This window comes from Sphingomonas sp. CL5.1 (assembly GCF_013344685.1).
In the GTDB taxonomy this organism is placed as follows: Bacteria; Pseudomonadota; Alphaproteobacteria; order Sphingomonadales; family Sphingomonadaceae; genus Sphingomonas.
Genome location: NZ_CP050137.1, coordinates 294,492 through 319,775 on the forward strand (window position 1 = coordinate 294,492; position 25,284 = coordinate 319,775).

The window sequence follows — 25,284 nt, forward strand, 5'->3', positions numbered from 1 at the left end:
CGGCGCGGTAGGTGCTGCGGAACGCAGGGATCGACGGCGGAAACACTGAGGGTGCCTGCGGCACGCATTATGCGGGGGAACCTCCCGCCTGCTGCTGCTTGTATCGAGCACGGTATGAATGAAGCAGTGGCTCGGTGTAGCCGTTGGGCTGCACCCGTCCCTCGAATATCAACGAACGCGCAGCTTCGAATGCCAAGCTTACTTTTTCACCGCTGATCAACGGCAGATATATCCGATCACCGGCATTCTGCCTGTCCACCTTTACGGCCATCCGGCGAAGCGAGTTTTCAACGTCGTCGGCGCTGACGACGCCGTGCAGCAGCCAGTTTGCGATATGCTGCGAGGATATCCGGAGCGTCGCCCTATCCTCCATCAGGCCAACGTCGTGAATATCAGGGACCTTCGAACAGCCAACACCTTGGTCAATCCATCGGACGACGTAACCGAGAATGCCTTGGGTATTGTTATCAAGCTCCTCTCGCAACTCGTCCTCTTGCCAGTTTCGCCCCCCCGCCAAGGGCAGGGCTAGCAACCGCTCTAGGGGCGCCACCGGTTCACCGCGTCGCTCCGCCTGGCGGACTGAGACATTGACTGCATGATAATGGGTGGCGTGCAGCGTTGCGGCGGTAGGCGACGGAACCCACGCCGTGCTGGCGCCGGCCTGGGGGTGCGCGATCTTCTGCGCAATCATATCCGCCATCATGTCAGGGGCGGCCCACATGCCCTTGCCGATCTGTGCTCGGCCCCCGAGCCCGCACGCTAGTCCGATCTGGACGTTGCGATCTTCATAAGCGCCGATCCAATCGGCCGCCTTCATCTCGCTTTTCCGAACCATCGGCCCAGCGAGCATCGAAGTATGAATCTCGTCGCCCGTACGATCGAGAAATCCCGTATTTATGAAAACGATCCGGTTCCTCACAGCGTAGATGCAGGCAGCAAGATTGGCGGACGTACGGCGCTCCTCGTCCATGATCCCGACTTTGATCGTATAGCGAGGGAGGCTGAGCATATCCTCTATCGCATCGAAGAGCCGATCGGTAAAAGCGGCCTCATCGGGTCCGTGCATTTTCGGCTTCACGATATAGAGCGAGCCTCGCCGGCTATTGCCCTTTCGACCCTTCAGATCATGCAGGGCGATGACCGCAGTCAGGACGCCGTCCAATATGCCCTCGGGAGCCTCCGAGCCATCGGGCAGGCGCACCGCTGGAGTTGTCATCAAGTGACCCACATTGCGGACAAGAAGAAGGCTGCGGCCGGAAAGAGCGAATGTGCTTCCATCTGACGCTGTATATGCGCGATCGGGATTCAGGCGGCGGGTGACCATTCGGCCATTCTTCTGAAAGCTGTCCTCGAGGGTGCCCTTCATCAGACCGAGCCAGTTGCGATAGGCCGCGATCTTGTCTGCCGCATCGATTGCGGCAACCGAATCCTCAAGATCGCATATGGTCGACACTGCAGATTCGAGAATAATGTCGGCGATGCCTGCCGGGTCATCCCGGCCGATGGGGTGATCGTGATCAATGACGACCTCGATATGGAGGCCATTATGCCGAAAGAGCAGATTGTCGCCATTTCGTCCCGCCAACAACGCCGGGTCGGACAACGACAATTCCCCGCCTTTCCAGCGCCGCCAACTCCCATTTGCAAGCGGTATCGCCCTGTCGAGGAAGCGCTTGGCCCAATCGACGACTTTTTCGCCGCGCTTGGCGTCATAACCGCCGGCCTCGACCTTCGTACCGACGACGTCGCTCCCGTAGAGTGCGTCGTACAAGCTGCCCCAGCGCGCGTTCGCAGCGTTGAGAAGAAAGCGCGCATTCAAGATCGGCACAACCAGCTGCGGACCCGATATCGCGGACAGTTCTTCGTCGACATTGTCAGCGCCAACAAGGAAAGGCGCCGGCTCGTCGACCAGGTATCCGATCGATCGAAGGAAGCTTAGATAGGCTTTCTGGTCTATAGGCTCGCTTGCACGAGCGTCGTACCAGCCATCGAGTTGCTCCTGGATACGGTCGCGCACTCGAAGCAACTGAGCGTTCTCTTGCGCAAAAGCGGAATAGATCGCTTCCAGTCCTCGCCAGAATACCGAAGCGCTGATGTCGGTGCCGGGAAGAACCTCTTGTTCGACGAAATCCACAAGCGCGCCGGAGACCGACAGCCTACCTATTTCAGTCATAGCCTTTGTCATCGATACCGTCTCCGCACTATTTCTCGGACAGGCGCACTCGGGAAAATGCAACGAAGCGGCCCGCGCACCGGCCTTCGCCATTGGCCCACATCTTCCAAGCCTGCGAATCTGTCGATTACCGAAAATTCGCGCTTTCTGATGTGAATATCATTCAATACGGAAATTGAGATGGATCATATTATGTGATCGAGCATTAGTTTTGACAAAATCGATCTTTGATTTGCACCTGTGCAATTCCCTGTCGATATCATACTATTACAGTTGCTACCCGATACGTCGCGGTGATAGGATGTTCGACAACGGCGCCTCGATACCACTTAGATGTTATTATCGAGTCATCCGTGAATTTCCACTTCAACATAGTCGAGATAGGGCGAGCGATCATGAAGCCGGCATATCTGTTCGATGCATATGGTACTGTCCTCGATGTCCATGCAGCCGTGCGTCGCCACTCCGAATCCATCGGCCCGGATTTCCAGGCCTTCTCAGATCTATGGCGCGCGAAGCAGCTGGAATATTCGTGGGTGCGTACCTTGATGGGCAACTACGAAAATTTCTGGCAGCTGACGCAGGATGCCTTGGACCATGTCCTGCGTTTATTCGGATCCGTCGATCCGGCAATTCGCAAGGAGCTTCTGGATGCATATCTGCGACTTGAACCCCACGACGGGGCGCTGGAGGCCCTGACAGACCTCAAAGCCAAGGGCGCTCGGCTGGCGTTTCTGTCAAATGGCACGTCGACAATGCTTCGGACGGCGACGGTGGCCGCCGGCCTTGACGAGATACTCGAGGCACCGTTCTCAATTGATGCGGTTGGAAATTTCAAGACGCATCCGCTGGCTTATTCCGTCTACTCGTCGCGGTGGGCACTGGATCGTGCGGAGATCGCCTTTGTTTCGTCGAACCGCTGGGATATCGCAGGAGCTACCAAGGCCGGATTTTACACAATTTGGGTTAACCGCAGCGGCATGCCAGACGAATATCTCGACGCGGCTCCCAAGCGCGTCATCGGCTCGCTTGTCGAGCTTCTAAGCGACTAAGTCGCGAGCGTTGACGAAATTATTGCCCTCTTGGCTATTTCGATGGGCCAGAACCCAGACCGCTCCGTTGCAGTGCAGTCTCGGCGCAGGTCCACCGGGCTCGCGATCCTGAAGCCCACCCCATCCGCAAGCGGGCCGATCCATAGGAGTTCGCGGGGCAGGCTCGTTTCCAATGTTCCTACCCTCACCGGTCTTGCGCATGGCGACGGTGAGATTGAAGCGCCGTGAGGCCGAGCAGCAACGACACTATCACGGCCGACGCACTCAGGATGCCAAGCGATTCAAATGATCCGCCGCCTACGATATTGCCGCCGACGGCAGGGCCGATTGCGGCGCCAAGAGACTGCACGGCGCCGGCGCCGGTAATCGCCCTTCCCGATCGATCGACCACGGCGATCAGGGACATCCCGATTACGACAGAAAATCCATAGAAGAACGACCACCCAAAGATCGCGATCGCGAAATATGGGAGGCCTGCGTGCCCATATGCCAGAAGCAAGCAAAAAGCGCTCAGGCAGAATTGAACGACGATCAGGAGCGGCCCTCGACCTAGACGGCGACTGATCCACGACGCCGCGATGCATCCAGCGGCGTTGGCAATGAGGGCAAAAGAAAGAACATACCCCGTCGCCGAAAGGGAGTTGCCGTGCGAAACTCCGATCTGCTGCGCAAAGATCCAGATGCTCGTTCCACCGCCGAACAGGAAGAGCATGGCAAGCAGGCTTAGAATACTGGCCAAGCTGCCGTCATGCCTGTGCGCGGCGGGTTCGTCGAAGGACTGCGTGATGCGGCCGGGCAGGAAAGGCACGCACGACAAGAAGAGAAGCATGGCGATCGCGGTCAGGAAAGTCAGGCCTGGCATGCCCGCCGAAGGAATGGCCCAAGCTGTCGCCGTGGCCATGACGATAGCCACCGTTGCGACCTGGCCTCCAGTCCCAAATCCGAAGTTTCGGTCCGGATCACCAGAGCTTCCGATTATGCGGCACGCGATAGCATAGATCACGCCGGAGCCGAGGCCGGCTGCAAAAAGCGAGGGGTAAAGAACGGCAACATCGGTGATAAGCCCGCTCGTGCCTATCAGGGCGAGCGATATCATACCGGCGATAGCGGACAGTTTGCGGATTCCGAACCGTGGAATCCACCAGACGGCTGAAGCGGTGCTCGCCACAAACCCACAGAGGTAAGCCGTCCCGATATATCCTGCCATATTGGGGGACAAGGCCAATCGTGGCGCCTGCGTGCCGATGTAGAGTGGCAGGATCCCATAAACCATTGTTCCAAACCAGAAGAGGATTACGCCAGCGGCCACCTCCCTTCCGGAGTTCAATGCGTCCTTCCGATCGTTTCTCTGCATGTTTCCCAGCGCGCTGATTTTTCCGAGCGGGTTAGCCCGTGGGCTTCGGTCAGTCCTCTTCCAAACGAGATAGATGTTATTCGATCGTCTTCGTTCATGAGAACAGATCGTTCTCGATACGTCTGGCTAAACGATCTCGGAAATGATCTTGGTAGCTTCACCAAATGCGGTATTGGCGACGGGGACCCCTGCGTAGATGGCGATTTGCATCAGCACTTCTTTGAGTTCGTCCTGCGTGAACCCTCCTTGAGCCAGCCCCGCGCGCACGTGAAGGGCATATTCTTCCCATCTTCCGAGACTCGCAGTTGTGGCTACAACGATCAATCGCCGCGTCCGCTCGTCAAGGCCGGGACGACTCCATATTTCGTTCCAAGCGATACGGGTGATCATAGCCTGAAAGTCTTCGTTGAAAGAAGTGCGTCCGGCGAGCGATCTGTCTACCCATTCGTCGCCAAGAATTGCGCGCCGTGTCACCAGACCGGCCTCGAAAAGGATGTCTCTGGCGGATGTCACAGTCGATTTGGTGCCGAAGAATCGAACGATTGCCGATGCCAATGCTGCTGGATCCTCGATAGCGGGAAGATGCCCGGTCTTGAGGCGCACCGCTTTTGCATCGGGAATGCTTGCTGCCAGGAATTCCCCATGTCCAAGAAACGGTGTGGAGATATCATCGTCTCCGGTGATGACGAGCGTTGGCACGGCGATGGCGCCGAGACGGTCCGCGATATCCATGTCGCGAATTGCTGCGGCACAGCCGGCATATCCGGTGTCGGAGCTGTTCACGAGCGCCCGCCACGCCGAGCTCACCTCTGCGGCACGGTTCTCGATGAACTTCGGCGAGAAGAAGCGATTTATCGCGGCATCTGCGATGGCTTCCGTGCCGTTGGACCGGACGGCTGCGACCCTGTCTGTCCAAATCGCCTTGTCCATCGTGGCGGAGGTACAGATCAATGCAAGGCCTGCCACTCTCCGAGGATGGTTGATCGCCATATCCATGGCGATCATCCCGCCGAGAGAAATCCCAGCAATGATCGCCTTTTCTACATTCGCTGCGTCCATCACCGCGACGGTGTCTGAACCGAGCACATCAAGGCTGTAGTCGCCCCCCGGCGCGTCCGAAGCGCCATGACCACGGTTGTCAAGGCGTATAAGCCGATAATGCGGCAGGAGATGAGGAAGCGCCTTGTCCCACAAGCTCATGTCGGTACCGATTGAGTTTATCAGGACGATGGCTGGCAACTCTGCGGAGCCTTGCTCCTTCCAGTATAACCGGACCCCGTTATGCTTTGTGAACGGCATCGATATCCCTCGTCAGAGGTTTAGAAGTTCGCGGACGATGCCTTCGCTTTCGCCTATGTCATTCCCCAAGGCGGAAGCCGCGAGATTGCAAGCTATGGCATCTCCATCGATTTGGAGGCCTTCGATCGTAACGACCATCGAGCCTATTGCTCCGGCGGCGATGGAAAAGAGATCCGCCAGAATTGAAGCCTCTGTCTGCCATCCACCGAGCCCCCGCTCCTGTTCCTGGGGAAGGCCCCCCAGCAATGTGGCAACCAGTCCGGGCGCGCGATGCGCAGCGGATAGAGCGACTTGGCAGCCTGTCGGGTTCCGTTTGTGCGGCATCGCAGAGGACCCGCCACGGCCCGGGACGACCGGCTCAAGAGCTTCCCGAATATGGTCCTGCGACAGCAAGGCGATATCCTTTGCCATTTTGCCAACGGTGCCAACCAGGATGCCGACGCTCGTGCCGATCGCGGCCACGGCGATTCTGCGGCTATGCCAAGGAGGCGCAGGTTTCAGCTGCAACGCGCTGGATAGCCGGCGCGCGACCGCAGAGCCTCTGCCCGACATGCCTGCCCGCGTCCCCGAGGCCCCGCCAAGCTGAACGCATATGTACGCGCCGGCGTCGGCTCGCATGCGCGCCGCTGCCTCGGCGATCCCCGCACGCCATTGGGCGATCCGCAGTCCAAAAGATATTGGCATCGCATTCTGCATCAACGTCCTGCCTACGGCAGGCACGCGGCGATAGTTTTCCGCCAAGGCTGTCAGGGCAAGGTCGAGACGATCGGCATCGTCGATCAGCAATGCGGAGGCTTCTCTCGCCTGCATCATCATCACCGTGTCAGCCAGGTCCTGACTGGTCGCGCCCTTGTGGACCGCCATCGCCGTCTCTGGCGCCATCGCCGAACGGATCCTGCCGATCAGCGGTATCGCGAGCGTACCTGCGAACGCAGCCTCGTCGGCGAGGATTTGAGGGTCGATGGCGAGCGACGCGCAGACGGCGCCGATCTCATCGGCGACGCGTTCCTCGATGATCGCTTCTGCGGCTTGAGCCTGCGCCAATGCAGCCTCAAATTCCAGGGCGTGTTTGACGGTCGAGCGGTCGTCATAGACCGCCAGCATCGCCGGCGTTGTCGCTGAACGATCGTGAAGGAGCCTGCTCACAGCGAAAAGAAGACCGTCTCTGCATCACCTTGGATGTGAATATCGAGCCACCAGACTCCATCATCGCGCTGGCGCGCAACAAGCGTCGATCGACGGTCCGATGGCACAAGGGAGAGGATGGCATCTGTGTCGTTGCCTTCTGCGCCGTCGAAATACAGGCGTGTGCAAAGTCTTCGCAGCACCCCTCTCGCGAAGATCGATAACGCGATGTGGGGAGCTTGGAGCGAATTGCCTGGTCCGGGCACGCGGCCCGGGAAAACAGTGCGGAAGCGATACACGCCGGATTCGTCGGTAGCGCATCGGCCGAACCCTATGAACTCCGGATCGAGTGGAATTTCGGCTCGCTTATCCGCCCCTCCGGAATATCTTCCCGACGCGTTGGCTTGCCAACTTTCTACCAATGCGTCTGAAATCGGGTCGCCATTTCCGTCGAGAATCTGGCCAGCAATGTCTATCACATCCCCTCTGGGAGCGCCCGTTCGCGTCGGGCGATTCAGAACATAGTGATCATCCGCGAAGAGCTCCGGTCGGGCTCCCAGATCTGACAGTCCCACCAAGTCAGCGCCGCCTTTCCAAGGCAGACCGTAGTGGAAGAAGGGGCCTACAGTCTGCCAAGGAGTTTGACCGAATAATCGAGGATCCTGGTTATCGAACCGCGCAGACGCTTTACGCTTTTCCAAGTCGTTATCCATTGGCAGTACCCTCGAAGGGCGTCTGCATTGCCCCCTTCAGCACGATGTCAAAACGGTATCCGAGCGCCCAGTTGGCGATGGTCGTGTCGATATCAAACCGGCAGATGAGGCGATTGCGATACGGCATCGGAACCGCATTCGCGATCGGATCGATCTCGATCAATGGATCGTCAGGAAAGTAGATTTGGGTGACGAGACGAGTGGCGAAGGCGGGGCCAAGCAACGACAGGTGAATATGAGCCGGGCGCCATGCATTGTGATGGTTACCCCAAGGGTAAGCTCCGGGCCGGATGGTCGTGAAGGAATACCAGCCCTGATCATCGGTAATCACCCGACCAGCTCCGGTGAAGTTCGGATCGAGCGGCGCGTCCCAATTATCGTTGCGATGGATATACCGCCCGGCCGCGTTCGCCTGCCAGATTTCGACGATGGTGTTTGGTACCGGACGACCACTGTCATCCAGCACCCTGCCAGAGATGCGGATGCGCTGGCCATGGGGAGCAGATCCATGTTGCGACGTTAGGTCTACCTCGGCTTGACCCATAAGAGCGCTCCAGCAACCGCTGGGGCCGCTCACCTCAGTCAAAGTCTGCGGAGCGTTGACCAAGGGGTGACGCGGACTACGCAATCCGGTCGAGCGATACTCTGGGTAGAGGAGTGGTGGCAAGCCCGCGTCGTCAGGCGCATATGCGATGTCCGTTGTCACAGGCAATTCTCCCGGAGCTTGCCCAGAAAGAGAGGGGCATTCGTCTTGGAAGCGATTTCCTCGACGCAGACGGATGGTGCCATGTCGAGCAGCGCAAGCACTCCGGCTTGCGGGTCTAACTCCATCACCCCGAGGTCCGTAATGATCAGATCAACCACCGACCTGCCGGTCAGGGGCAGAGTACATTTCTGGACGATCTTGGGCGCGCCATCCTTGGACGTATGATCCATGACGACCACCACCCGCTTGACGCCTGCAACCAGATCCATCGCTCCTCCGATCCCCTTCACCATCTTGCCCGGAATGGTCCAGTTGGCGAGGTCGCCATTCGACGCGACTTGCATGCCTCCCAGGATGGCCATGTCGATGTGCCCGCCCCTGATCATGGCGAAGCTGTCGGCAGACGAGAAAAAACTCGAAGTCGGCAGCGTGGTGACTGTCTCCTTGCCGGCATTGATCAAGTCTGCATCAGCTTCATCAGCGAACGGGTAAGGGCCCACTCCGAGCATGCCATTTTCGCTTTGCAGCGTGACGGTCACGTTTTCGGGGACATGGTTGGCAACCAGCGTAGGGATGCCGATTCCGAGATTTACGTAAAATCCGTCCTTGAGTTCTCGAGCAGCGCGCGCTGCCATCTGATCGCGCGACCAAGCCATCATGCAGGCTCCCGAGCGCGAATCGTCAGCTTTTCGATCTTCTTCTCGAGGCCCGTCGCTCGAACAATCCGATCGACGTAAATGCCGGGCGTATGCACTTCATCCGGGTCGATGGCGCCAGCTGGCACGATCTCCTCGACCTCGGCGACCGTCACCCGTCCGGCTGTCGCCATGATCGGGTTGAAATTCCGCGCTGTCTTTCGAAAAACCAGATTGCCTTCGGGATCAGACCGCCAAGCCTTGACTATCGAAAGATCAGCTTTCAGCCAGCGCTCTCGAATATATTCATCGCCGTCGAAAGTTTCGACAGGCTTGTCTTGCGCGACGACGGTTCCTACCCCGGTCCGGGTATAGAATGCCGCAATGCCGGCGCCGCCGGCGCGAATGCGCTCGGCTAACGTACCTTGCGGATTCAGCTCAAGTTCGATGTCACCATCCAGGAACTGCCGCTCAAAAAGACGATTGTCGCCAATATACGATGCGATCATGCGACTGATCTGCCTGCTTTGCAGCAGCTGCCACAGACCAAAGCCTTCTGCGCCCGCGTTGTTCGAAATCACTGTAAGCCCTCGGGTACCGCTTCGATAAAGCTCCGCGATAAGGTTCTCCGGGTTTCCGCAAAGGCCAAAGCCACCCGACATGATCGACATTCCGTCGAACAGCAAACCCTCAAGCGCTTCGGACGCGCTGCCTCGAATTTTTGAAAGCATTATAAGCCTCGGAACTGTTCGGAATTTTCCTTCGAACCTTATCCTTCGCATCGGCATGGAGCTGCTGCTTTTGACGATATGTGAAGGACGTTTGCGGTTTCGTCATTCTCGGTCGTCCGAATTGACTTGAGCGCACATTTCCAGGCAGGCCAGACTTGCCATTGCGGGAGAGACCGTTCGCCGGCGCCGAAGGAGCAACCGCCCCGGAAACTCTCAGGCAAAAGGACCGCAGGGCATCAAGATATCTGGAGAGTGGCGCCCGCCTGGGTGCCCGCCGACGGGATAGCGATCTCAGGCACAGCGGACAGATGGGGCGCATCCACCACCTTTTGGGGAGCGGCTCCCAGTGGCACGTATTAGCATCATCGGCGCCGGCATTACCGGCGTAACAACCGCCTACAGCTTGGCTGTCCGCGGTCATGAAGTCACCGTCTACGATCGTCGCCGCTATCCGGCGATGGTCACCTCATTTGCCAACGGTGGCCAGCTCTCCGCAAGCAATGCCGAAGTCTGGAACAGCTGGGCCACCATCGCAAAGGGTATGAGATGGCTCTTGAAAAATGACGCGCCGTTGTTGCTGAACCTCAAGCCCGGCCTTCACAAATACGGGTGGCTCGCCGAGTTTTGCGGCAATATCTTTCGGCACGAAAGAAACACGATCGCGACCGTTCGTCTCGCACTCGACGCGCGAAGGCATATGTTCACCATTGCGGAAGCAGAGGGCATCGATTTCGATCTGAAGCGATGCGGAATCCTTCATCTCTACCACAATGAACAGGAGTTTCGTGCTGCCGAAGTGGGCAACGCCCTCCTCCTCAAGGGCGGGCTCGAAAGGCACGCAGTGTCAGCTGGAGAAATGCGCGCGATCGAGCCGAGCCTGCAAGGCGCTCTTCACGCCGGATTCTTCACCCCGGGGGACGCCACGGGCGACATCCACAAGTTCACACGCGGGCTCGCAGATGCGTGTGCACGCCGAGGCGTGATTTTCAAGTTTGGAGCTGCTGTCCGGCGAGTGGAGATACAGAACCGGATTTGTACCATCAGCTTGACCGATGACGAGAGTGGTCGGCCGATCGCCTCTCAGACAGCTGATGCCATCGTTGTCTGCGCAGGGGTTGAAAGCCGAGAAATCGCCAGAAAGCTCGGCGAGAAAGTAAACATTTATCCGGTGAAGGGCTATTCCATCACTGTAAACTTGAGAGACGAGCAGAGCCGAACAGCTGCACCGAGTGTCAGCCTGCTCGACGACGCTGCGAAGATCGTCACAAGCCGCCTCGGTCCAGATCGATTCCGGGTGGCCGGCACCGCAGAGTTCAATGGGTTCAACCTAGATATTCGCGCTGACCGGATCCGCCCGTTGCTGCGCTGGTCGGAACGCCTGTTCCCCAAAATGGATACTGACAGCGTCACCCCATGGGCAGGCCTGCGCCCCATGACGCCCGATATGCTGCCTGTTGTCAGGCCGGGGAGAGTGCGTGGCGTCTACTACAACACCGGCCACGGCCATCTTGGCTGGACGCTTTCCGCTGCAACTGCCGAGATGATCGCCATGCGCCTGGACAGCGACTTCGCCGCGTAGCTTCGATCCACATTATTCATCAGAAGGATTTCGAGAATGATCCTAAGCTTGAAGCAAGCCCAGAATATTGCACTTCGCACTCTCAAGGCCGGTGCCGAAAAAGGACTGAAGCCGCTATGCGTAGCCGTGCTCGATCCGGGAGGTCATACAATAGTCCTGCACCGAGCGGACGGCGCGTCGCATCTTCGACCAGCAATTGCTATCGCGAAGGCGGCCGGCGCCTTGAATCTCGGCGTCTCTTCCCGCTCGATCGCGGCGATCGCGGCCGAACGACCGACATTTTTCAACTCGCTCGTAGGCATAGCGCCTCTCGGTATGGTGCCGGCCGCCGGAGGAGTGATCGTGGTTGACAGCGACGGCCAGACACTGGGTGCCGTCGGCGTTACCGGCGACACCTCGGACAATGACGAAGCTTGTGCACTTGCGGGCATCGAAGAGGCAAATCTGTTCGCGAAGGACTGATCATTGCCCGCGCAACGCGGCAAAGGTATTTCACATAAGTGCAATGATTGAAGAGAGATTGGCAAAAGCAGCGAGGAGGACGTTCGCCTTATGAAGTTGGACAGGCAGCTGGCGCGGCATGCGTACGGCTCCTTCCAGCAAATAATAAGGGGGGTTTATGTCTCGGTCGAATAGAACGAACGGGTCGGTAGCGGCCCTGCTTGCCGCTACTGTTCTGGCCGGATCGGCGACGCCAGCCTTCGGGCAGGCGACACCCGAGGCGCCTCAAGATTCTTCCGCGTCCTCATCGGGCGGATCGCTCGACATTGTCGTTACCGCCCGCAAGCGCGAAGAACGCCTCCAGGATATCCCGGTGGCGGTCTCGGCGATCGGCGGAGCTGCCCTCGAACAGAAGGGCATCGACAATGTGACAAACCTGATCGGGACGGTTCCGAGCCTCTTCACCAGCCAGAACCAGGCGTTCGGGCCGCTTCCCAACCAGACCTATCTCGTACTTCGCGGCGTCGGAGCGGCGGCATCCAACGATCCCGCTGTCGGAACCTTCGTCGATGGCGTCTATCAACCGAGCCTGGCATTCGACACTGGCTTCCTCGACTTGGAGCGCATCGAGGTTTTGCGTGGGCCGCAAGGTACCCTTTTTGGCAGAAACACCGAAGGCGGTGCACTGAACATTGTGACCGCGAAGCCCGACGGCACCTTTCGTGGGAAGCTGCGCGCAGAATATGCGGACTTCAATAGCGTTCGCCTCGGCGCGAGTTTCAGCGGCCCATTGGTGGAGGACAAGCTCTTCGCTAGCCTTTCTGGTCAATATTACAGCACCGATGGCTACATCCACAACCTGACCATCGACAAGGATCAGGATACGCTTCGCAGCCTGGCCGGGCGCTTCGTGCTTCGCGCATTGCCCACCGAAGACTTCGAGATCATTCTCCGACTGGATGGTTCTCGCAACAGAAACGGTTATCTCGGTTACGGCGTCGTGGACGACGGCGCGAAGCGTTATGCCACACTCGATGATCGCAAGGTTGTCTCGCCCGACACGAGCTTTGGCGGCTCTCTAACCATGTCGTACGATCTTCCGGCGTTTACGATCAAGTCGATCACCGGATATCAGCACGTAAAGACCGAATTCTGGTACGACTTTGATGGATATTCGGACCCCGACAACTTTCAGGACCAGCGCACGACCCAGTCAGCACTCTCCGAAGAACTTCGTTTCGAGTCGAGGAGCGGCGGGTCTTTCACATGGCTTGGCGGATTGTACGCCTTTCAGGATATCCACGAACAGAACCGCAATTTCGCCTTGTCTGGCTGTACGATCTGCGCCTTTCCGCCGATTTTCAATCCCGCCAACGACGTGCGGGAAGCGACGAGGTTGCGGCGTCGCGGCTGGGCCGCTTTCGGTCAAGTCGGCTACAAGTTCAACGATCGCTTCGAGCTGACTGTCGGCGGGCGATATGGCTGGGAGCGGACGCGGGCATTCCAGCAGGGCGTCGTGATCGTGCCGGCTGTGGGCGCGAACGACGCGTTCAGCGGAGTCACGTCAAAAAGCTTCAGCAATTTCTCGCCGTCCGCTTCATTCTCCGTTCACTGGACGCCTGATGTCATGACTTACGCGACTGTGTCGCGAGGTTATCGCTCAGGCGGCTTTGACAAATATCCGGGTAGCAGTGCAGCCGTTGGGATCGCTTTCGACAACGAAAAGTCGACCAATTATGAGGTGGGGCTGAAAGCGTCGCTCTTTGACCGACACCTGATCGCCAGCGTTGCTGGTTTCATCGTTCAGGTGGACGACATGCAGCTGGCTTCTGTTGCCATCAGCCCGGTCACCGGTCTCCCTGTCGGTGTCACTGCCAATGTCGGTGCCTCCCGTAACCGCGGGTTCGAGTTCGAAGCAACCGCCATGCCGTTCCGCGGATTCAAGATTCGCGGGAACGCTGCATATACCGACGCGCGCTTCACCTCTATTACGAGCCCGGTAGGATCCCATCTGACCGGCGATGCGTTGCCTTATGTCCCCAAGTGGACTGCTTCAGGCGGCGCAGATTACACTGTCTCGATCGGTGACACTGAACTCAATCTCGCAGCCGACTATCGTTATGTGGGGCCGTATTATTCCGGTAACGGGGCTCCTCCGTTTGATCCGATCCTGCAGGTTCAATCCTATGACCAGCTCGACCTCCGCGCCAGTCTGAAGAGAGACCGATGGGAGCTGACCGTTTACGTCGACAATGTGACGGACAACTTCAACATTACACGCCGGTTCGCACCGCCGTTCCAACCGTTCACCCGCGCCTCGGTGCTTCCACCTCGCAAGTTTGGCGTGAAGCTGAACTACAGCTGGTGAACATCCGCCGCCGGCCTCACTGGCCGGCGGCTTTGACCACTCAGGAATCGTGTCCTTGTTAAGGAGCGTCGGCCCGCAGCGAAACGCTGCTTCGCTGTCAAAGGATTTGCCGTGACCGAGATCGACATGACGAGCTTTGATGGAATTATCGGGAGCCTGACCCCGATGAGCGGCGAAGTCATCGACTGGACGAGCCCGACCGCTCCGGACAGAGCCCTTCAGTTTCGCGCCGGCGGACACGCTGATGTCGAGCGGGCCGTCGGTTCAGCGGGTCGAGCTGCTGGTTTGTGGCACCGGCTCGCGCCGAGTGAACGGCGAATGGCGATGCTGCGGTGGGGCGACGCAATAGAGGCCGCCGCCGAGCGCATCGGCATGCTCGACTGTGTCGACATGGGCAAACCGATAGCCGTTGCGACGATGGAAGCCTGCGTTGCCGCTCACATTGTGCGCTGGTACGCTCAGGCAATCGACAAGGCTTGCGGAGAAGTCATTGCGTCGTCGCGCGAGGCGATCTCTCTGTCGCTGAGAGTGCCCTACGGTGTCGTTGGCGCGATGGTCTCGTGGAATTACCCAAGTATAAACGCCGCCATGAAAGTTGGGCCAGCACTCGCGGCCGGCAATGGCATGGTGCTGAAACCGTCCGAGATTTCGCCCCGCTCCGCGATACTGATTGGCACCCTCGCCGAAGAGGCGGGCATCCCCGTCGGTCTGCTGTCTGTCCTCCCTGGCGGAGCGGCGACGGGCGCAGCGCTCTGCAGCCATCCCGGGGTTGCAATGCTTGCCTTCACGGGCTCGACCCAGACGGGCCGCTCTGTCGCCAAGCTCGCGGCCGAGCGGCTCGTGCCTGCTATCATCGAGGCCGGAGGAAAGAACGCGATCGTGGTTCTTGACGACATGACCGACTATCAGGGCATAGCCATCGACGCTGTAGCGGAAGCATATGCAAATAGCGGTCAGCTTTGCGTCGCCCGCTCAAAAATCCTCGTCCCAAGCGATCGTATTGACCAATTCTCGGACGCTCTCGTAGCCGCTGCAGCAGATTTCTTGCCGGGTGATCCTCTCGAGCCGAACACAAAATTCGGGCCCTTGGCGTCCAAGGCTCATTCGGACAGGATCCGATCGGCAGTCGACATGGCCCTCGGTCGCGGCGAACAAGTCATCCGCGATGGTCGTCCCGTGCAGCACGACATGCTGAATCATTCGCTGACAGTGGTCAGAGCGGATGACCCAACATCGCCGATATTGCGAGATGAATATTTCGGTCCGATCCTTGCAGTCGTTCCATATGATAGCATCTCCGATGCCGTGAGACTGGCCGGCCTCGGCGGCTACGGGTTGGCGATGACGCTCTGGACCGGCGAGTTGGCTCGAGCCAACATGTTACGGCAGGAACTCTGCGTCGGTCATTTGAAGATCAAGTCCGTCGCTGGTCAGGACTCGGCGACTGGTCTGGCGCTTCCACTGGAGCCTGCCGGTCAGTCCGGCTACGGAATCGAGTTCGGCGTTGACGCTCTCTCCAGCTACAGCCGTCGGATGGCCGTGGAGCAAATTGGCTGCCTCGCGCCGCTGGATCGCTAGCCACCGCCGACATCGCAGATCGGCCCAAGCGCCAAATCTGTTTGCGACTACCGCAAAAGTCCAACTTTCCGAGGTGCGCTAGAGCGGCCTTCACATGGAGGGCATTGTGCAAGATATTAGAACTACGGACTTTATCGTCGTTGGGGGCGGTTCGAGTGGCGCGGTGGTCGCATCTCGGCTAAGCGAAGAGAAGCGTTTTGAGGTCGCGTTGCTCGAAGCCGGCGGGTGGGACAGCTCGCCTTTCATTCGGATTCCGGCGGGCTCGATCAAAGCGATCATGAATCCTGAGTACAACTGGTTCTATCAAGCGGAACCGGATGCCTCACGAAACGATCGAGCAGACATGTGGCCGGCCGGCAAAGTCCTCGGCGGCGGCTCGTCGATCAACGGGATGATGTATGTTCGCGGCAATCGCGGCGATTATGATCAATGGGCTCAGCTCGGCTGCAAGGGCTGGTCCTATGACGACGTGCTTCCGTTCTTTAACAAGGCCGAGACGAACGAAAACGGCGGCTCGCGCTTTCGCGGCGACAAGGGCCCTCTGCGCGTATCGAATGCCCGCCTATCGACCACGTTGGCCGACGCATTCATCGCTTCTGGCGTACGTGCGGGGATTCCGCACAATCCGGATACCAACGGTGCCGAGCAAGAGGGTATCGGCCCCTGCCAAGCCACCCAGAACAAGGGTTGGCGACATTCAACGGCACGCGCCTATCTGGCCAAGGCGAAGCGCCGATCCAATCTGAAGGTCGAGACGCATTTCATGGTCAGTCGGGTACTGATCGAGAAAGGCCGCGCGATCGGCGTCGAAGGCGTTCAGAACGGGCGCACGGTTCGCTACTTGGCAAACAAGGAGGTCATTCTTTGCGGCGGCGCGTTGTCGTCGCCGAAAATATTGATGCTCTCGGGCATTGGCCCGGCAAAGCATCTTGGCGAGCATGGCATCCCTGTTGTCGTCGATTCCCCGGGAGTGGGGCAAAATCTGCAGGAACATCCCGGAGTGTTGATGTCGACCCATGTCGGCATCGATAGCCTCAATGTCGAAGTGCAAAGCGTCGCCAGGATAGTCAAGCATGGCTTGAACTTCGCTTTGTTTGGGCGAGGGCCAGCCACGGCATGCGTTGCCTCCGCTCTCGCGTTCATTCGCACGCGAGACCATCTCGAGTGGCCCAACATCCAACTGTCGTTCTCGCCGATCGCGTACGACTTCACGCCGGACGGCGTACACCTGTACAAGCGTGCGGCAATTGGCGTTGCCATCAACATCTGCCGGCCCGAGACGCGCGGTCAGTTGCTGCTCCGCTCCACCGATCCAAGTGAGCGGCCGATTATCCAACATGAGCTGCTCGGCGGAGATGATGAGATCAAGCAGCTCATCGAAGGATGCCGGATCGTGCGCAAGATTTTCCGTTCCAAGCCATTCAGTGAATATGACAAAGGTGAACGCTTACCCGGAAAGCAGGTCGAAACCGACGCTGATTGGATCGAGTATATCCGTCAGAGCGCCTTCCTGATGTACCACCCGACTGGCACTTGCGCGATGGGAATTGGGCCGACAGCGGTTCTCGATCCGGAGTTGCGCGTCAAGGGCGTCACCGGTCTTCGCGTTGCGGATGCCTCGATCATGCCGACGCTGGTTAGCGCGAATACAAATGCACCGTGCATCATGATTGGCGAACGGGCGGCCGATCTGATCCGAAGAAGCCACTGAGGAGATATCGTACCGCAGGAGCCGATGGCCCTCGTACGCACGATCGATCGCTTGGCCAGGGAGATATGACCGATGCATTTCGCTTCCGATAACTGGGGGGGCGCCCTTCCTGAAGTGGCTCAGGCTCTCGTCGACCATTGCGACGGCTTCGCCGCCGCATATGGCAATTCCGAACTCGATCGATCGCTCGTCCATCGCTTCCAGGAGATATTCGAGCACGATCTCGAGATGTTTCTCGTGGGAACCGGCACCGCTGCCAACAGTCTTGCGATGTCGGCAGCTGGTCGCCCCGGCGGCGTGGTGTTCAGCCATGCAAATGCGCATATGTTCGAAGAAGAATGTGGAGCCATCGAGAAGATCGGCGGAGGCCTGCGGATCACCCCTGTCGAAGGCGCGCTGGGCAAAATTGCCCCTGAGAAGTTTGCTGCTGCGCTCGGCCGACTGCCGGAGGGCTTTGTCCACGTCGGTCAGCCGTCAGCAGTTACGCTTACACAGGCGACCGAGTGGGGCACCCTCTATCAGCTCGATCAGATTGCTGAAATCGCGTCCATAGCCCGAAAGAGGAATATCGCGGTCCACATGGATGGGGCTCGGTTTGCAAACGCTCTCGTCGCTCTCGATGTCACACCCGCCGACATGACATGGAGGCAGGGCGTCGACATGCTCTCCTTCGGTGCGAGCAAGAATGGCTGCTGGTGCGCCGAAGCGCTCCTCGTATTCAATCCTCGGTATGCGGAACATATGATTTATGCACAAAAGCAGGCCGGGCATCTGTTCTCAAAGTCCCGCTTCATCTCTGCCCAGCTCGAAACCTATCTTTCAGAAGACAATTGGCGGAAGTGGGCGAGGCAGGCTAACAGGCTTGCGGCGGAACTAACTGCAATACTGATGCGATCTGGTGCAGCTCGGATCGCTTGGACGCCCGAAGCCAACATTGTCTTCGCGATCATGAAAATCAAAGAAGCCGAGAGACTTCAAGCGGCTGGAGCCTTCTTCTACAGGCGCGCATCTTTAGAGACCGAAATAGCCATCGCTGGAGACGAGGGCCTATATCGCTTTGTAACAAGTCCAATGAACGATGCGACCGATCTGCAGGACTTCGCGGAAATCCTGAGCTGACCGAAATTAGACCATGTCTCCTTTTTCGAGGTCGCCTTCGGGGCAAGGCGCCAGCTTTTTGGTTATAATCTTTTCATCGACCTTCCTAATGGGTTCAAGCTTTGTTGCGACACAGTTGCTCTTGAAGAGTGGCTTGCCTCCGCTGCTGCTATCGGGGTGCCGCTTTCTCGTTGCGACGCTCTCACTTCTCCCGTTTCTTCTGATGGAATCTCCACGCGATGGATTTCGCTGGCGTTCGCCCCGCCGGCGCGATGCAGTCCTGACGCTGCTGCTCGGTCTCCTTCAGATTGCGGCGGTCATGGCGTTGGTGTCTGCAGCTATGCGCTTCATCGATGCTGCGACCGTTGCGATCCTCCTCTTCACGAACCCGTTGATCGTGATGCTCGTCGCAGGAAGGGCGCTGGGTGAGCAGCTCAACCGGATAAATCGCCTTGGCATGGTCGTCGGATGCGCAGGTATCCCCGTCATCGTCGGGGGCAAGATCACGGTGTCCGCAAACGGCTTGATTGGCCACGGGCTGGCTATCGCGGCCGCCTTCTGTTGGGCGGGGGCAACAATTGCACATAGAAAGTTTCAGCCAAACCTGCGGCCTGCCACGCTCAACTTCTGGCAGATGCTCGTTGGTGCCCTAACTCTCATGTCGATCGCGCAGCTTAAGTGTGAGCGCTGGCCGACACATCTCGATTTTGCCCAGGTAATATGGTTTCTCTGGCTTTCCATACCTGCTTCGGCCGGGTCATTTGGGCTTTGGTTCGTCGCTCTGTCCAAGGGTGGGGCAACACGGGCAAGCAGCTTCCTCTTCCTTGCTCCCCTCTTCACATCCCTCCTCGCTGTGCCCTTTCTTGGTTCGGTGCTGGGGCTCCATCAGATTATCGGCGGAGCGCTCGTCGGTCTCGGACTTTATCTGGTCAACCATCGATCGGGCAGCCGAGCCGAAAACCCGAAGATCAACACGTGTCTGCTCGATGAGCGCTCAATCATTTTCGCCAAAGAGGCAAAAGCGTCCCAACCACACCTCCCCTAGATTTTCCTAAAGGAGATCGATGATGTCTAAAAACCTGCAGGTATTCAATCAAACGTACTTGGCAGCACGTGATAACTTTCTGCAGGCTACGACGGGCAAAGCTGCAAGGATCTATTCGATCGAACATCCACTAAGCGGACCATCCGGTGAGCCTCTACACGTGGATGTAGCTGTCTTCGGATCCCCACAAGCGGCCAACACCGTTTTCCTCACCTCCGGCGTTCATGGCCCTGAACTGATCGCAGGTTCCGCCTGTCAGATCGACCTGGTCAATGGCGGAAAGCTCGCTGCCTTGCCTGCGGACGTCAAGGTCGTGCTGATCCATGCTATCAACCCCTGGGGCTCGGCTCATGGCCGGCGCTATACGGAAGACAATGTAGACCTGTGCCGAAACTTCACCGTATTTCCGACGCAGACAGAGGTTTCGGAAAGGCTCATCGATCTTCAGGAGGCGATCGACTCTGCTTCTCTGGAACCTGCGGATGTCGCAGGTTCCGACGCAATCATTGAAAGGTTCATCGAGGAAAATGGCTTGGGAGCCTTCATCAACGTGGCCCTCTCCGGACAGTATCATTTCCCGAGCGGCATTGGCTTTGGGGGGAAGGAACCGGCCTGGTCCCGCAGCACGATCGAGCAAATCATCACTGAGGAAGGGAGATCAGCGCGGCACGTCTACATGGTAGATTATCACACCGGCTACGGGCCTTACGCTCATGGTTGCGTTGTCGCGATGCAGACGGGCTCGAAGCTCGAACGAGCTCACGAGGTATTCGGCGATTGGATTCTCGCTCCTCGGGCTCGCCCTACCGCCACCACGTATGAAACGACCGGTCACACGACTGATGGTTACGAAGCGATGCTTCCAGACGCGGAAGTAATCGCCGGCGTGCTCGAGATCGGCACGCTACCGCAGCCGCAGCTCGTCGCTGCAATGATCAACGAGCATCGCCATACCCGGCATCTCGCCAGCACGCCTGACGATCCGAGGCTCAAAGCGGCACGCGATGCTTTCAAAGCTTTCTTCGCGCCCGACGATCCGCACTGGCAGAACTATGTTCTGCATCGAGGCGAGCAGATTTTCGACCAGGTGCTCGCAGACATTTCTCGCCGCTTGCCAGACCGATGTTAAGCTCGGCAGGTGAAGCGTCCAGCCTCGCCTTGGGTCAGACTTGGGACAGTGCTTCACGAGGCGATGTGCCGAAAAACCGTCGGAAAGCCGTCGAAAAATTGGCCGGGTACTCGTATCCGACTTCGTAAGAAATCTGCGTTATCGACAGATCGCCCTCACGCATCAGGTCCAAAGCCCGCCGCATCCTTACCATGAGGAGATATTCCATCATCGTCTTACCCTCGACTGCCTTGAACAGCTTGCTAAGCTTCGACAAGCTCATGCCGGCTTGGCGAGCAATTTCGTTTGCAGGCGGCGGCTGTTGATACCTGTCCTCAAGGATTTTCATGACGCGAGCGACAGCGAGTCTGTCTCTTGACCGCGGCTGCGAACCGCGAGCATCTCGCCGAACAATCTGCTCGAAGAAGATGCGAATGATGTCATTGGCTCTGGATTGCAGAAGGAGACAGCGAGCGAACGGTGCACCAGCAGCCTCGAAGAAAGCGGCGGCCGCTTCTCGAAGCTCGAACGACAAATCGGTAGATATGATCCCGCATATCCCGTTCACGTCGTTCAGGTAGTCACTGAGCGCCCCGGAGTATAGGCTCGGGTCCAAGCCGAGATACTCTATCAAGTAGTTTTTGTCGCACGAAACCGTTACAGATCGCTCTTCGTCCCCCGAAAAAAAGCTTTGAGTACGCACCACTCCCGCAGGGCTGATTGGTACGGTGCAGCTTCTTGGTTCGATTTCGAATGATCGAGCTGATGCAGAAGTGATGATGGAACGCCCTGCCATGCGTATGTGGATCCGGAGGGCGCCATCGCTCTCCTCACTTTCTTGCACATCTCGGAGACGATGGAGCGAAGCCCAGCTTACCGTTACACCACCTGGGAATATCAGGACGTTCCGGAACCCCTCCGCGTCCATCCTTTGCGGCCGTGTCGCGATCAGAGCGGTCAAACCGACATCTTCGCGCTCGACGATCTCGTAGTCGCGTGGGACCAGATTCAGCATTCGTTCTGCGAGCATGGCTGTCATAGGGATTCCTCCCCGATGTGCCACGAACCGACGAACGACATGCGTCGAACATGAAGATATTGATCATATGAGCGCAGCAATGGCTCATACGCCGCATTTACTGCGTCAAATAGATAGGAAGACAGGTGACGGCGATAGCGCCGAGTCAACGCCAGCATGACAGAACTCCGCAGAAATATAGCGGCATCCTGCACGCAGCACGCTAGGCGTTGACTGCATCCAGCTCATCGCCGCAACAACGATATCGATCGTTATTGCGGCTCATTCATCTGAGTTGACGTCACTCACTTTGATTCACTCTTTCGATCAAACTGACACTATAGCCTTTTCGGCGCTATCGCACAACCGATTCGCCTCCGGCCATCAACCAAGAAGCCGACTCTACTGAGTGGCCATGTTAATGATCTTGGGCTGGCTGTATTCGGCCATGCCCTCGCGGCCGAGCTCTGCGCCGAGGCCCGACTGCTTTGCCCCCCTGAAAGGCACATCCGGCGGGAGGTCGAAATGCTTGTTTACCCAAACCGTTCCAGCATCGAGCTTTTGAGCGATGCCATAGGCGGCATCGAGATCCTTGCCCCAGACGCTAGCGGCCAATCCGAACGTACCAAAATTGGCGCGCGCAATGACATCGTCAAGGTCGACATACTTCAATATCGGAAGAATGGGAGCAAATTGCTCCTCGGTCACCAGCCGCGCGCTGTCGTCAATATCACGAACGATCGTCGGGGGAATGAAATAGCCCGGTCGGTCGATAGGATCGCCGCCGGCAATGATCGTGCCATCTCTCGCAGCCTCCCGGAGAAACTCTTTTGCGCGCGCAAATTGCGCTTCGTTCTGCAACGGCCCGAATTGCACACCTTGAGAAAAACCATCACCGACGACCGCAGCTTCAGCAAGGGCCGCTAGCCGCTCGCATACCGCATCGTACACATTCTCGTGAACATATACCCGCTTTATGGCGACACAGACTTGGCCCGAGTTCACCATTGCGCCAGCGAAAATGCGCTCGGCGACTTCCTCAGGATCGATATCGTTCATCACGATGGCAGCGTCATTGCCACCTAGTTCCAAGGTCAGGCGCTTGATCGTCGATGCGGCGCTCGCCATTACGTGGCGCCCCGTGCTCGTCGAACCTGTAAACGCGATCTTCGCGATGAGTGGGTGTTCCGTCAGCAGCGCTCCGATCTGGCTTGGTCCGTTGATGATGTTCACGACACCGGCAGGGAAAATGTCAGCGCAAAGCTCGCCCAGAAGCAGAGTTGTCAAGGGCGTCGACGGGGCTGGCTTGACAACGACACAATTGCCGGCAGTCAGACCCGGAGCCAATTTGGTGGCCAGCAGAAGCAATGGGAAGTTCCAGGGGGTAATCATGGCGACGACCCCGAGCGGCGTGCGATGTTCGACTATGCGTTCTCCCTCATTATCGCGAAGGACTTCCTCGGTCGTTTCCATGCTCGCAAACGCGCGCAAAATGTAAACCGTTTGCCCGACTTCCATTTCGGCAAGTCCGAGAGGCTTGCCCTGCTCCTCGACGAGGAGTCGAGCAAACTTTGCGCTTTGTGCTTCGATGCCACTCGCAAGTTGCGCGACAAGTTGGCCGCGCTCGGCCTGAGGCACGATGGACCAGCTCGCGAACGCTGCATGCGCTGCTGAGACGGCGGCTTCGACAATAGCAGCGTCTGCCACAGGCGCTTTCGCAACGACCGTTGCCGTTGCCGGATTGATGACATCGGCCATCTCGTCTCCGTCGATGAGGCTACCGCCTACCAACATCCTATAGTTTTCCATGCCGTTGCCTCCGAGCCTCGTCCGCCTCACGGACAATCGATGATCGGGAAGTTTATGCGGGGAACGGCTAGCTGCCACATTTGCCCGGCGGTCATTTGCTTATGCGGACTTGCACATTACGCATCCCTTCCGATGCGGCTCGTTTGTGCAGCCATATGGAAGCCTTCAAATGTCTGAGCGGCCAGAACAAAAGTGCTTGTCCGTCTTTTCCGGCAATATGGTTCAATGGCCCCATCGTTCAAACAGCTGGACCTCAACCTCCTTCGCGTTTTCGCGGCGGTCATGGAGGAGCGGAGCGCCCTCCGGGCCAGTCGCCTGCTGTGCACGAGCCAATCGGCGGTCAGCCACGCCCTCGCCCGCCTCCGCGACCAGCTCGGCGACGACCTATTTCTGAGAACACGCAGGGGTCTCAAGCCAACGGCACGCGCGCTGGAACTCGCTCCGGAGATCGTGGCGGCGCTGGCGATAGTTCGGACAGCTGTTGAACGGCAAGAATTTGATCCTGCCACATCGGATCGTACGTTTACGCTGGCCGCGAGCGACGCACTCTCGATACTCACGGTTCAAAACCTGCTGCGCGAGTTCGGGCGCAGCGCGCCCGGTGTATCTCTAGTCGTCAAACCGGGCACGCGCGTGGATCTGGGAGAGATGATTGATCTCGGTCGGATCGATGTGGCCTTGGGAAGCTTCTCAGAATGGCCCGAGCACATGCGGTTCGATCCGATGGCTGCCTATCGCGACGTGCTGATCTCTCCCATTGGCAGCACGCCTATCGAGAGATCCGACCAACTGCATAGCCGGCGACTGGCCGTGGTGTCCGTCGGCGGCGAAGAAGAGGGCGCAATCGGCGGCTTCATCTATGAAAGGGGATTGGGCCGAAGAACCGAGATGTACGACAAGGCAGCACTTGAGCGCGCATTTCGGAATTGCGGCTTGATACCCCGTCCATTGTTGGCCATCCCCCATGCGCTGCTATTGCCCGAGCTTGTCGTGGAGGCAAATCTCACCGCCATCATTCCACACCCGCTAGGCGCACATTTCTGCAGGACCCATCCAGTAAGGCTCGACAAACTTCCCTATCCCTGTGCCTCACAGCAGATCGGCATGATCTGGCACCAGCGATCCGACAAGGATGAAGGATTGATATGGTTCAGAAGCATTTTGCGGAGCTTGGTATCTCGTCTGGTTTCCGACGGCGATCAGTTAGGCGGAGCAAAGTCATAGCTGATGCGGCCTGCCGGAAGATAGAACAATGCAATCACCGCACCGCCACGCACCTCGGGATAGTGCCGACTTCCTGGGTCCGGAGCCGTCCAGCCCGGACCTTGCCAGCCGTGCAAGCCGCGGAGTTGGGCACCCTCGTCTATCGGAACCACCATGTTCAACTCACCGTAGGGATGACCATGGTAGTCGCCACGCAAGATGATCTCTCCGTCCGCGTCGCGAATGGCACGCGCATCGTTGCTGTCCATGAAGACGGCGGTAATGCTGAAATGAAAGGTTTCTGGCCCTGGCTCGATGATTCGGCTGCGACGATAGCTCTTGCCAGCGATCTCCTGGTTTGCCGCCCAACCTTCGTCGATGCCGTATCGAATGAGTGTAGCGAGTTCACGATATGTGTCGGTAGCGGGGCCGTACTTCTCGTTCAGCCAGACTTCCAAGTCGCGGCTTGCGGTCATGTCCTTCACTTCAGAGAGAAAGGAAATGCTGCGTTCGATCAGCTGATCGCGATGTCCCATGG

General features: G+C 58.3%; 21 protein-coding genes and 1 riboswitch. Of the genes, 10 read left to right on the plus strand and 11 right to left on the minus strand.

Annotation, left to right across the window (positions count from 1 at the left end; all coding sequences use genetic code 11):
* Positions 1-67: 67 nt before the first annotated feature.
* The gene (locus F9288_RS01385) at positions 68-2,185 is read right to left on the minus strand and encodes a malate synthase G (protein ID WP_155184420.1); all 2,118 of its coding nucleotides are present in this window, start codon (positions 2,183-2,185) and stop codon (positions 68-70) included.
* Positions 2,186-2,526: 341 nt separating this feature from the next.
* On the opposite strand from F9288_RS01385, the gene F9288_RS01390 reads away from it, so the two are divergent.
* Positions 2,527-3,225 carry a haloacid dehalogenase type II gene (locus tag F9288_RS01390; RefSeq protein ID WP_217482576.1) on the plus strand — a complete coding sequence of 233 codons (699 nt, stop codon included), beginning with the start codon at positions 2,527-2,529 and terminating at the stop codon, positions 3,223-3,225.
* Positions 3,226-3,409: 184 nt separating this feature from the next.
* On the opposite strand, the gene F9288_RS01395 is transcribed toward F9288_RS01390, so the two are convergent.
* From F9288_RS01395 to F9288_RS01425, 7 genes are all read right to left on the minus strand, one after another.
* Complete coding sequence (locus tag F9288_RS01395) at positions 3,410-4,579, minus strand: MFS transporter (RefSeq protein WP_155178475.1); 1,170 nt, start codon at positions 4,577-4,579, stop codon at positions 3,410-3,412.
* Between the two features lie 126 nt (positions 4,580-4,705).
* Positions 4,706-5,878: a 3-oxoadipate enol-lactonase gene (gene pcaD, locus F9288_RS01400; protein WP_155178473.1), complete on the minus strand. Its 1,173-nt coding sequence runs from the start codon at positions 5,876-5,878 to the stop codon at positions 4,706-4,708.
* 12 nt (positions 5,879-5,890) lie between these two features.
* A complete protein-coding gene (locus F9288_RS01405; RefSeq protein WP_155178471.1) occupies positions 5,891-7,024 on the minus strand; it encodes a lyase family protein in 1,134 nt (377 codons plus the stop codon).
* Complete coding sequence (gene pcaG / locus F9288_RS01410; protein WP_155178469.1) at positions 7,021-7,716, minus strand: protocatechuate 3,4-dioxygenase subunit alpha; 696 nt, start codon at positions 7,714-7,716, stop codon at positions 7,021-7,023. The genes F9288_RS01405 and pcaG overlap by 4 nt, the downstream gene beginning before the upstream one ends.
* On the minus strand, positions 7,709-8,422 hold the full coding sequence (gene pcaH / locus F9288_RS01415; protein ID WP_155178467.1) for a protocatechuate 3,4-dioxygenase subunit beta: 714 nt from the start codon (positions 8,420-8,422) through the stop codon (positions 7,709-7,711). Before pcaH ends, pcaG begins: the two co-directional genes overlap by 8 nt.
* Positions 8,419-9,078 (minus strand): 3-oxoacid CoA-transferase subunit B, encoded by a 660-nt coding sequence (locus F9288_RS01420; RefSeq protein WP_155184414.1) that lies wholly within the window; start codon positions 9,076-9,078, stop codon positions 8,419-8,421. The genes pcaH and F9288_RS01420 overlap by 4 nt, the downstream gene beginning before the upstream one ends.
* Positions 9,078-9,788 carry a CoA transferase subunit A gene (locus tag F9288_RS01425; RefSeq protein ID WP_155178465.1) on the minus strand — a complete coding sequence of 237 codons (711 nt, stop codon included), beginning with the start codon at positions 9,786-9,788 and terminating at the stop codon, positions 9,078-9,080. Before F9288_RS01425 ends, F9288_RS01420 begins: the two co-directional genes overlap by 1 nt.
* 154 nt (positions 9,789-9,942) lie before the next feature.
* Positions 9,943-10,027: riboswitch (glycine riboswitch) on the plus strand.
* A 107-nt stretch (positions 10,028-10,134) separates the two neighbouring features.
* Here F9288_RS01425 and F9288_RS01430 point away from each other — a divergent pair.
* From F9288_RS01430 to F9288_RS01465, 8 genes are all read left to right on the plus strand, one after another.
* Positions 10,135-11,367 (plus strand): D-amino acid dehydrogenase, encoded by a 1,233-nt coding sequence (locus F9288_RS01430; protein ID WP_155178463.1) that lies wholly within the window; start codon positions 10,135-10,137, stop codon positions 11,365-11,367.
* 36 nt (positions 11,368-11,403) lie between these two features.
* The gene (locus tag F9288_RS01435; RefSeq protein WP_155178461.1) at positions 11,404-11,829 is read left to right on the plus strand and encodes a heme-binding protein; all 426 of its coding nucleotides are present in this window, start codon (positions 11,404-11,406) and stop codon (positions 11,827-11,829) included.
* 157 nt (positions 11,830-11,986) lie between these two features.
* The gene (locus F9288_RS01440) at positions 11,987-14,176 is read left to right on the plus strand and encodes a TonB-dependent receptor (protein WP_174834963.1); all 2,190 of its coding nucleotides are present in this window, start codon (positions 11,987-11,989) and stop codon (positions 14,174-14,176) included.
* Positions 14,177-14,287: 111 nt separating this feature from the next.
* Positions 14,288-15,754 (plus strand): aldehyde dehydrogenase, encoded by a 1,467-nt coding sequence (locus tag F9288_RS01445; RefSeq protein WP_174834964.1) that lies wholly within the window; start codon positions 14,288-14,290, stop codon positions 15,752-15,754.
* A 94-nt stretch (positions 15,755-15,848) separates the two neighbouring features.
* Positions 15,849-17,465: a GMC family oxidoreductase gene (locus tag F9288_RS01450; RefSeq protein ID WP_174834965.1), complete on the plus strand. Its 1,617-nt coding sequence runs from the start codon at positions 15,849-15,851 to the stop codon at positions 17,463-17,465.
* Positions 17,466-17,537: 72 nt separating this feature from the next.
* Positions 17,538-18,584, plus strand: a complete 1,047-nt coding sequence (locus tag F9288_RS01455; protein WP_155178453.1) for a low specificity L-threonine aldolase — start codon at positions 17,538-17,540, stop codon at positions 18,582-18,584.
* 13 nt (positions 18,585-18,597) lie between these two features.
* Entirely contained in the window at positions 18,598-19,608 is a 1,011-nt protein-coding gene (locus F9288_RS01460) for a DMT family transporter (protein WP_155178451.1), read from the plus strand.
* Positions 19,609-19,630: 22 nt separating this feature from the next.
* Positions 19,631-20,737: a DUF2817 domain-containing protein gene (locus F9288_RS01465; RefSeq protein WP_174834967.1), complete on the plus strand. Its 1,107-nt coding sequence runs from the start codon at positions 19,631-19,633 to the stop codon at positions 20,735-20,737.
* A gap of 34 nt (positions 20,738-20,771) precedes the next feature.
* On the opposite strand, the gene F9288_RS01470 is transcribed toward F9288_RS01465, so the two are convergent.
* Positions 20,772-21,755, minus strand: coding sequence for a helix-turn-helix transcriptional regulator (locus F9288_RS01470; RefSeq protein WP_174834968.1), 984 nt, complete (start codon positions 21,753-21,755; stop codon positions 20,772-20,774).
* 381 nt (positions 21,756-22,136) lie between these two features.
* A complete protein-coding gene (locus F9288_RS01475) occupies positions 22,137-23,492 on the minus strand; it encodes an aldehyde dehydrogenase family protein (RefSeq protein ID WP_233387976.1) in 1,356 nt (451 codons plus the stop codon).
* A 276-nt stretch (positions 23,493-23,768) separates the two neighbouring features.
* On the opposite strand from F9288_RS01475, the gene F9288_RS01480 reads away from it, so the two are divergent.
* Positions 23,769-24,767, plus strand: a complete 999-nt coding sequence (locus F9288_RS01480) for a LysR family transcriptional regulator (RefSeq protein WP_174834970.1) — start codon at positions 23,769-23,771, stop codon at positions 24,765-24,767.
* Here F9288_RS01480 and F9288_RS01485 read toward each other — a convergent pair.
* Positions 24,743-25,282, minus strand: a complete 540-nt coding sequence (locus F9288_RS01485) for a DUF4863 family protein (protein ID WP_155178442.1) — start codon at positions 25,280-25,282, stop codon at positions 24,743-24,745. The two genes, F9288_RS01480 and F9288_RS01485, sit on opposite strands and share 25 nt — an antisense overlap.
* Positions 25,283-25,284 lie beyond the last annotated feature (2 nt).